This is a genomic window from Deltaproteobacteria bacterium (assembly GCA_021159305.1).
Taxonomy (GTDB): domain Bacteria; phylum Campylobacterota_A; class Desulfurellia; order JAGGSF01; family JAGGSF01; genus JAGGSF01.
Map to the genome: position 1 here is coordinate 1 of JAGGSB010000007.1, position 8,089 is coordinate 8,089.

At 36.4% G+C, this 8,089-nt stretch carries 9 protein-coding genes; 1 reads left to right on the forward strand and 8 read right to left on the reverse strand.

Going from position 1 to position 8,089, the window contains the following annotated elements; genetic code table 11:
* Positions 1-277 precede the first annotated feature (277 nt).
* The 5 genes from J7J10_00475 to J7J10_00495 are packed head-to-tail and all read right to left on the reverse strand — an operon-like array spanning position 278 to position 5,017.
* Positions 278-1,192: a diguanylate cyclase gene (locus J7J10_00475; GenBank protein MCD6129421.1), complete on the reverse strand. Its 915-nt coding sequence runs from the start codon at positions 1,190-1,192 to the stop codon at positions 278-280.
* A 41-nt stretch (positions 1,193-1,233) separates the two neighbouring features.
* Entirely contained in the window at positions 1,234-2,145 is a 912-nt protein-coding gene (locus J7J10_00480; protein ID MCD6129422.1) for a diguanylate cyclase, read from the reverse strand.
* Entirely contained in the window at positions 2,142-2,492 is a 351-nt protein-coding gene (locus J7J10_00485) for an Hpt domain-containing protein (protein MCD6129423.1), read from the reverse strand. The genes J7J10_00480 and J7J10_00485 overlap by 4 nt, the downstream gene beginning before the upstream one ends.
* An 11-nt stretch (positions 2,493-2,503) precedes the next feature.
* Positions 2,504-4,852 carry a response regulator gene (locus J7J10_00490; GenBank protein MCD6129424.1) on the reverse strand — a complete coding sequence of 783 codons (2,349 nt, stop codon included), beginning with the start codon at positions 4,850-4,852 and terminating at the stop codon, positions 2,504-2,506.
* Positions 4,853-4,894: 42 nt separating this feature from the next.
* Positions 4,895-5,017, reverse strand: a complete 123-nt coding sequence (locus J7J10_00495) for a type II toxin-antitoxin system PemK/MazF family toxin (protein MCD6129425.1) — start codon at positions 5,015-5,017, stop codon at positions 4,895-4,897.
* A 188-nt stretch (positions 5,018-5,205) separates the two neighbouring features.
* Between J7J10_00495 and J7J10_00500 the strand changes: the two genes are divergently transcribed.
* Positions 5,206-5,796 carry a lytic transglycosylase domain-containing protein gene (locus J7J10_00500; protein ID MCD6129426.1) on the forward strand — a complete coding sequence of 197 codons (591 nt, stop codon included), beginning with the start codon at positions 5,206-5,208 and terminating at the stop codon, positions 5,794-5,796.
* On the opposite strand, the gene J7J10_00505 is transcribed toward J7J10_00500, so the two are convergent.
* The 3 genes from J7J10_00505 to J7J10_00515 all read right to left on the reverse strand — a co-directional run.
* Entirely contained in the window at positions 5,793-6,554 is a 762-nt protein-coding gene (locus J7J10_00505; protein MCD6129427.1) for a TatD family hydrolase, read from the reverse strand. The genes J7J10_00500 and J7J10_00505 overlap by 4 nt on opposite strands.
* Positions 6,551-7,711, reverse strand: a complete 1,161-nt coding sequence (locus tag J7J10_00510; GenBank protein ID MCD6129428.1) for a nicotinate phosphoribosyltransferase — start codon at positions 7,709-7,711, stop codon at positions 6,551-6,553. Before J7J10_00510 ends, J7J10_00505 begins: the two co-directional genes overlap by 4 nt.
* A 10-nt stretch (positions 7,712-7,721) precedes the next feature.
* Positions 7,722-8,089: cysteine hydrolase (locus J7J10_00515; protein MCD6129429.1), on the reverse strand; the 368-nt coding region annotated here is incomplete at its 5' end.

Here is an 8,089-nt window from a genome sequence, read left to right on the forward strand (position 1 = left end):
TCATAATGCGACAGAAAAAAAAGAGAGAGAAAATGTTGTATTCTCATCTCCCTTGCCCCCTACTTTCCCCCCTGAGGGGGAATACAAGGGAGGGGTCTATCCTCCGTTATTCTGCACCATCCTGTCATTCCGTGCTTGACACGGAATCTGGAGTCTGGAGTCTGGATTCCCGCGTGCGCGGGAATGACCATTCGCACTGTTTTTAGCATATCTTGGCGTTTTCTATCAACTATATGCTACTTTCCACTTACACTTCCACTTCCACTATTTGCTATTTTCATTCATCAATGCAGACTACTCTATTTCTTCCCTGCTGTTTTGCTTTATAAAGAGATGTATCTGCCATCTTTATTGCAGCTTCTAAATCTATATCTCGGGAAGGCTCAACTTCAGCTAAACCAATACTTATGCTAACAGTTAAACCTTTATCGTCAATATTAAAAGGTTTTTCGCAAATACATCTACGCAAGCGTTCGGCAATTTCCTTAACAATTTCTTTATCGGCCTTAGAGATACCAATCAAAAACTCTTCTCCTCCGTATCTACCAACAACATCATAAGACCTCAACTGGGATTTTATCCTGTTCACTACCTCAACCAAAACCTTATCTCCTGCATCATGCCCATATCTATCATTAACCTTCTTGAAATGGTCAATATCCAGCATAAACAAATAAAAAGGAGTTCTTTTACGGCTCGCTCGGGAAAGTTCCCCCTTTAGTCGGTTTAAAAGCTCTCTTCTATTCAAAATCTTAGTGAGACCATCCAGTGTAGCCAAAATATAAAGTTTTTGATTTGCCTCCTTTAATGCCTGTTCAAGTTTAATAATTCTAAGCCCTACATTTATTCGGGAAAGCAGCTCCTCTTTGTCAAATGGTTTTGTTAAATAATCGTCTGCTCCTGCTTTAAGTCCTTTGACAATATCCTTCTTTTCTCCCTTTGCCGAAAGAAATATAATATAAACATAATGTGATGTCTCTGCTTTTCTTATTTTTTTACACAACTCTAAGCCATTCATCACAGGCATCATCCAATCAATGACGAGCAAATAAATATTTTTCTTTTCTCTTTGAAAAATCTCCCATGCTTCCTGACCATCTTTTGCAACTAAAACCTCATATCCTTGATTTTGCAATATCCTTTGCAAAAGCAGACGAGAAACAGTTTCATCTTCTACTATTAAAAATTTCATAAAAAACTCTATTTTTTACGGCAAATCGTAGATTTGTCACATTAAATCTCTTGAATTACTATCATATTTTTCCCTGCTGTTTTTGCTTTAATGAGACATTCATCAGCTTTTTTTATTATCTCTTTAGGCTCATGATTTAATGTGCTCACAAAAACTACCCCCATACTCACAGTAATATTCACGCATTTATTATCTATCTCAAAGGGCTTTTCACAAATCGCCATATGAAAGCGCTCAGCAAGTTTATAAGCCATATCCTTTTCTTCTGCTGGCACAATCATCAAAAATTCATCTCCACCATATCTACCCATTGCATCATAAGGCCTACAGCAAGTTCTAATTCTTCTAGCCGCCTCGCGCAGCACTTTATCTCCTGCATCATGCCCATATCTATCATTTGTTTCTTTAAGATTATCAATATCCAGCATCATTACACTAAATAAATATTTCTCACGGGTTGCGCGATCCACCTCTTCCCTTAATCGCCTAAATATTCCTCTTCTATTCAACACTTTCGTAAGCTCATCGCTGAGAGAAAGACATTCAAGTTTTTTTCGTAATTTTCTCTGTCGCTTATCAATTTCTATCACCCTTTTCCCTGACCTTATTCGAGATAAAAGTTCATGAGGGTCAAAGGGCTTGGGAATATAATCATCTGCCCCTGCTTCAAGACCTATTACAATATCTTCTCTCCTTTCTCTCACTGTAATAAAAATTAAGTATACATAATGAGATAGCTCCAAATTCCTTATTTTCTTGCACAATTCCAAACCATCCATCTTTGGCATAAGCCAATCAGTGATAACCATATCAATTTCTTCTCTTTTCTCTTGAAAAACATTCCAGGCTTCCAGACCATTATTGGTAAGAATTACTTTATAGCCTTCCCTTTCCAGAAGTTTTTGCAGAATTAACTGAGTAATTTCATCATCTTCTGCAATAAGAATCTTCACCCTTTCTCCCATCCTGGTTGTGATATAAACTCTTTAAAGTTATTGAATTCCTCTTTCAGCTGTTCGTAAATCTCTTCTATACCTTCCGATTTAGTCTCTTTCCCCATCTTTTCTATCTCAAATGATAGTTCATAAATCCTCATTAAACCTAAATTACCAGATGCTCCCTTCAAACTATGGGCAACCTCATCAATAGTTTTAAAATCCTTTTTCTGTATGGCAGAAGAAATCTCTTCCAATTTTTCACTACAATCTTTCTTAAATAGTTCCACCAATTCCTTTAAAAACTCCTTATCTCCATCTACCATCTCTAATGCTTTATTTAAGTCAACTGCTGGTTTTTGCATATTCCCTCCAATTACAGTTTTTCCTTTAGAATATCTTCTATTATTTTAAACAATTCTTGAATCTTAATAGGTTTTGTTGTATATCCATCCATCCCCGCGGAAAGACATTTTTTTTCATCTTCCCTGAAAGCATGAGCGGTAAGGGCAACAATGGGAATATGTTTACCTGTTATTTTTTCTTTTTCTCTTATTTCTTTAGTGGCTTCTAACCCATCCATCTCTGGCATCTGGACATCCATAAGCACAAAATCAAACCCGTTTTTCTCTATCCATTCTACCGCCTCTCTACCATTGTTTGCAACTGTTGCCTTCCAGCCCTGCTTTTCTAAAATCCTCACTGCCAATTTCTGATTGATTAAATTATCTTCTGCTAACAAAACCTTTAAGGGCTTACCTTTAAGTGCAGACTCAATTTTTGTCTCCGACACTTTTGCTTTTTCTTTTTTTACTAAAGCACTTACAATGCTGTTATAAAGTTTGGAGCGTCTCACGGGTTTTATTAAGACATCCGAAATTCCCAATTCTTTAGCCCTTTTTCTATCACCTTTCTCTTCGGCTGAACTCAAAAGAATAATAGGCGCATCAGTATATTTCGGCATCTGCTTTATCTTTTTTGCTACCTCAAATCCATCCATGCCCGGCATACTCTTATCCAACAAAATCAACTGATAAGAATTATTTTTTAATTGTTTTAAGGCAGAAAAACCATCTTCTACCCCTGTTGATAAAAAATTCCAGCCTGAGACTATCTCCCTCAAAATTAGACGATTTGTAGCATTATCATCTACAATTAAAACCCTGAGATTTCTTATCTCTGGTGGGGCAACATCCTCTTTTTCCTTTGCTTTTTCAACTACAGAACAAGAAATAGTAAAATAAAAATTACTTCCTTTCCCTATCTCACTTTCTACCCAGATTTTACCCCCCATCTTCTCTACTAATTGTTTTGAAATAGTAAGCCCCAATCCTGTGCCTCCATATTGTCTGGTGGTAGAATTATCGGCCTGGGTAAAACTCTCAAATATTTTTGCCTGTTTTTCTTTAGGAATACCAACCCCTGTATCAGAAACACAAAACCTTAAAATTGCTCTGTTATTTTTTCTCTCTTCTGTTTTTACATCAACCACAATTTGACCTTTTTCTGTAAATTTTATGGCGTTGCCGATAAGATTAACCAGGATTTGACGCAGTCTTGTAGGATCACTGATAATGTATGCTGGTATTTCTGGATTTATATGACATAAAAGCTCAAGTCCTTTTTTAGATGCCTGGGTTGCCAAACTGATAGTTGTTACCTCTATAACATCTCTCAAATCAAATTCTGTTTCTTCAATTTCAAGCCGTCCGGATTCAATCTTAGACAAATCCAAAATATCATTTATAATACCCAACAAATTGTCTGCTGAAATTTTTATCATCTCCACATATTCTTTTTGCTCATCGTAAAGTGAAGTGCCGGAGAGAAGCTCGGACATGCCTACTATAGCATTCATAGGTGTTCTAATTTCATGACTCATACTGGCAAGAAACTGACTCTTTGCCTGGTTAGCTTCTTCTGCTGCTTTTTTAGCTTTTTCTAATTCTTTCTCCGCCTTTTTCCGCTCGGTAATGTCTCTTAATATTCCTACCGCATTCCATTTACCTTTTAATTTTACTGCAGAAAGAGAAAGCTCTACAGGAAATTCTGCTCCATCTTTTCTAAATGCAGTCAATTCCAGAGTTTTTCCAAGAGCCGCGCCTTCTCCTGTAATCTGAAATCTTTTAAATCCTTTTGAATAAGTTTCATAAAACCTTTCAGGAACGATAAACTTATGCAAATATTTTCCTATAGATTCCTCTTTCGTATAGCCAAATATCCTTTCCGCAGCCTCGTTCCAATATGAAATATTTCCTTCATTATCCATCATAATGATGGCATCCCGAGCAGAAGTGCTTATAGTTCGGAATTTCTCTTCACTCTCCCGTAGTATTTCCTCCGCCTTTTTCCGCTCGGTAATGTTGTTTAATGCTATAGCAAAGAAAAAACCCGAGAACCAAAGACCAATAATAAAAATTATAGGTCTAAGCAAAGCGTAAGAATAAGGAGATATAAACAAGGCCCGGGGGAGAAAGATCAGCATTGAAATTGAAACAATCACTATTACGCCTTTTATTCTGAATTTATAAGCTGCATATAATACGGGTATAGAAAACAAACTCCTGTGCAAATCATGGGGCATATTAAGAATAACCCAGTTCGGAACCTCCCCACCCATAAGAGTTATTATGTTGGGAAGATAGTAAAATACCGCAAGGACTATCATAATGACGGTGATATACCATAGATGGGGATTTCTCCATCCACTCATCTTTTTACTCATTTTTCTTATGCTGCTCCCCGTTGACCCTTGACCTTTTTTCTGTCATTTATATAAACCTACTGCTATTTTTAAAGCATCATCTATTTCTTCCATCGTATCTTGTGACAATCTTCCATAACTTCCGATTATTCTTTTTTTATCAATAGAGCTTATATGCAAGAGCAAACCTTCTAAGACTTATAATAATATTATAAGTCAATACTTTAATTATTACAAGAAAAGATGTTAATAGATAACAACCAAGTTGGGAAAACACCATCTTTCACCTCTATTTTTTTAATTGAAATGCATTCTAACATACTTCATCTTCTATTCAAAGTTGACATTTACATTATAGCGTGTTAAGGAAAAGTATGAAAATTTTGATATTCATTTTATTTGTTTTTCTATTTTTTATTCAGGCTAAACCATCTTTTTGTGATATATATTATTATGTAGATGAAAGTGGAATATCTCATTTCACAGATTATTCTGTAAGCAAAAAAAGCAAACTAATCATAAAGAGCAGAAAGAAAAAATCCCATGTTTCAGGGAAATATAGCAACTATATATCCCAGGCTGCTAAAAGGTTCAATTTAAACCCTCATTTAATAAGAGCGGTGATTAAGGTAGAATCCGACTTTTGTCCAAAAGCTGTATCCAAACATGGTGCACTGGGACTCATGCAGATTATGCCAAAAACAGCTAAAGAATTAAGTCTCAAAAACCCATTTTGTCCAAAAGAAAATATCATGGCAGGAACAAGATATTTGAAACAAATGTTAGATTTATTTAACGGAGATTTAAAATTAGCTCTGGCTGCATATAATGCTGGTCCAGACAAGGTTATATCTGATAACAATCAAATTTCTGGAGAGACACGCCGTTATGTAGAAAAGGTTTTAAATTATCTGAACCGATATAACAAAAAAAGCAAGATTGCCTATGGAAAACAAAACCTTTAAGGCAATTCAAATAGTGAAACGGTGTTGTTGTAAATGGTTCTGGACAACTCTTCTTCACCTATATCAAGAACATCGCTCAATGCCTTCAATGTATACCTTGTGAATGCTGGTTCATTTCTCTTGCCCCTCATGGGCACTGGTGCAAGATAAGGTGCATCTGTTTCTACAAAGAGTTTGTCCAATGGTATTTTTATTACACTTTCACGCAAATCTTTGGCATTTTTAAATGTAATCATTCCCGAGATAGAAAAGTAACAATCCCTTTCCTTTGCCCAATCTAAAAGATATTTGCTGCCGTTATAAGAATGTAAAATGATTTTGTAGTCTTTTCTACCCAATATTTCTATTATGTCATTTTCTGACTCTCTTACATGAACGGACAATGGTTTTTTGTAATCATAGGCAATATCCGCCAATCTTTTAAGTACTTTTTTTTGTATATCAGGAGATGAAAGGTTGTAATGATAATCTAATCCTACCTCTCCTATGCCTATGCATTTAGGATGATGAAGCAGTTTTTCTACCTCTAAGAATGTTTTTTCCTTTGCCTTCTTTGCATCATGAGGATGAACACCTATAAAGAAATATACTTGTTCGTAGTTTTGAGCTATATTTACGACCTTCTGAAAAAACTGCGGTTCCGTGGCAGCGGTAAGTATATAGATTATCCCTGCTTCTTTTGCTCTCTGTAAGACAGAAGGCAAATCCTCATTAAACTCTTCATCATCTAAATGGCAGTGGGTGTCAATGATCTTCATTCTATATCGTAGCGTTTTAATTGTTTTAAAACATAGTTCCTTATTTCATCTACCGGAGGATGTGTTTTGATTAATTTTCCCTCTTTTATAGCTGGTTTTAGTAAGTCTTCCATCATTCCTCCGCAAAAACAGGTCTCCCTTTTTTCTGTAAAAGGTACGACTTTTGAATTGAGACATCTATCGCATCTTAGAAGGCTTTTTGAGCCGGATTTTTTCCCTTTTTTAGCGATGGGTTTTCCCTCTATCTCCATTATGTCCATGGAAAAATCTATAGTAGGGGCATTGCTTATGGATGTTCCCACCCCAAAGCCATCTGCATATTCCATTATGTCTTTTATTTTTTCTTCATCCAATCCACCCGAGACATACAACTTTACATGATTGTATCCCCTCAAATTCAGTTCCCATCGTGTCTCTTTTAGTATTTCTCTCATACTTCCTCTACGGGAAGAGGGTGTGTCCAATCTTACCCCATTCAACCTCTCTTTTAACGCTTCTGCTACTCTCAATGTTTCAAATTTTTCATCGTTATATGTGTCTATTAATGCGACACGAGGCACATCTTTTTCTATCACTTCGTCAAAGGCTTTTACTGCTTCTACCGTGTCTCCAAATACGAGTATTAAGGCATGGGGCATGGTGCCAGAGGCTTTTTTCCCCATCTTCTCTCCAGCTAAGGAGACGGAAAACCCATCGCACCCTCCTATGTAAGCAGCTCTTTCTATCATGGGTGCAATAGTGGGATGCATGCGCCTTGTGCCAAAACTCAACACTGTTTTTTCATCTGCTACCTTCCTGATGCGAGCCGATTTCGTAGTTATGCCGCTGGCTTCACATAAAAAACCCAATAATGCCGTTTCATATACAGAAAAATCGGTATACATACCTTCTATTTCCATCACCGGATCATAAGCGGCAAACAACGTTCCTTCATCCAATATTCTCACATTCACATTTTTACCTTCAAGCAGGGTGAGTGCTTCTTCTACTCCGCCCAATGCAGCCCATTTGTAATTCTTGGGTAATTTTTTTGCCCTGAATTCTGCTTTTACCCATCTGTCTACTTTTTTTTCTTTGATTACCTGAACTGCGCGATCAAAATAAATATCCGTTGTTTTTCCCTGTTTTATCTCTTCATCTGTAGCGATATAAAACATATTATCCTCCTTAAATCAGATTGACCCTTAATACTTCTTTAAATTGTTTTAAAGCACAGGCCTTCCCTCCCTCATCTATGGAAGCTATGCAATTTAAGGGAATGCTTACCTTGTATCCCCTCAAAACTGCACTGGATGTCGTATACATTATACAGATATTGGAAACACATCCAACAATAGTTAGCTCATCTACATTCAGCTGCTTTAGCAAACTTTCCAGCTCCGTTTGATAGAAACCGTCGTATGTAGTTTTTTCTATAATAAAATCTTCCTTTTGGGGAGACAGTTCTTTTACAACTTTTGCACCTTCTGTGCCTTTTACGGCATGTTTAGGCCAGATTTTAAATTCTTTATCATCCTCTGTATGAGAATCGCATA

Bases quoted from the DNA above. Each gene is read 5' to 3' on its own strand.
- J7J10_00490 (MCD6129424.1), bottom strand. From the start codon at position 4,852: ATGAGTAAAAAGATGAGTGGATGGAGAAATCCCCATCTATGGTATATC.
- J7J10_00475 (MCD6129421.1), bottom strand. From the start codon at position 1,192: ATGAAATTTTTAATAGTAGAAGATGAAACTGTTTCTCGTCTGCTTTTG.
- J7J10_00505 (MCD6129427.1), bottom strand. From the start codon at position 6,554: ATGAAGATCATTGACACCCACTGCCATTTAGATGATGAAGAGTTTAAT.
- J7J10_00500 (MCD6129426.1), top strand. From the start codon at position 5,206: ATGAAAATTTTGATATTCATTTTATTTGTTTTTCTATTTTTTATTCAG.
- J7J10_00485 (MCD6129423.1), bottom strand. From the start codon at position 2,492: ATGCAAAAACCAGCAGTTGACTTAAATAAAGCATTAGAGATGGTAGAT.
- J7J10_00510 (MCD6129428.1), bottom strand. From the start codon at position 7,711: ATGTTTTATATCGCTACAGATGAAGAGATAAAACAGGGAAAAACAACG.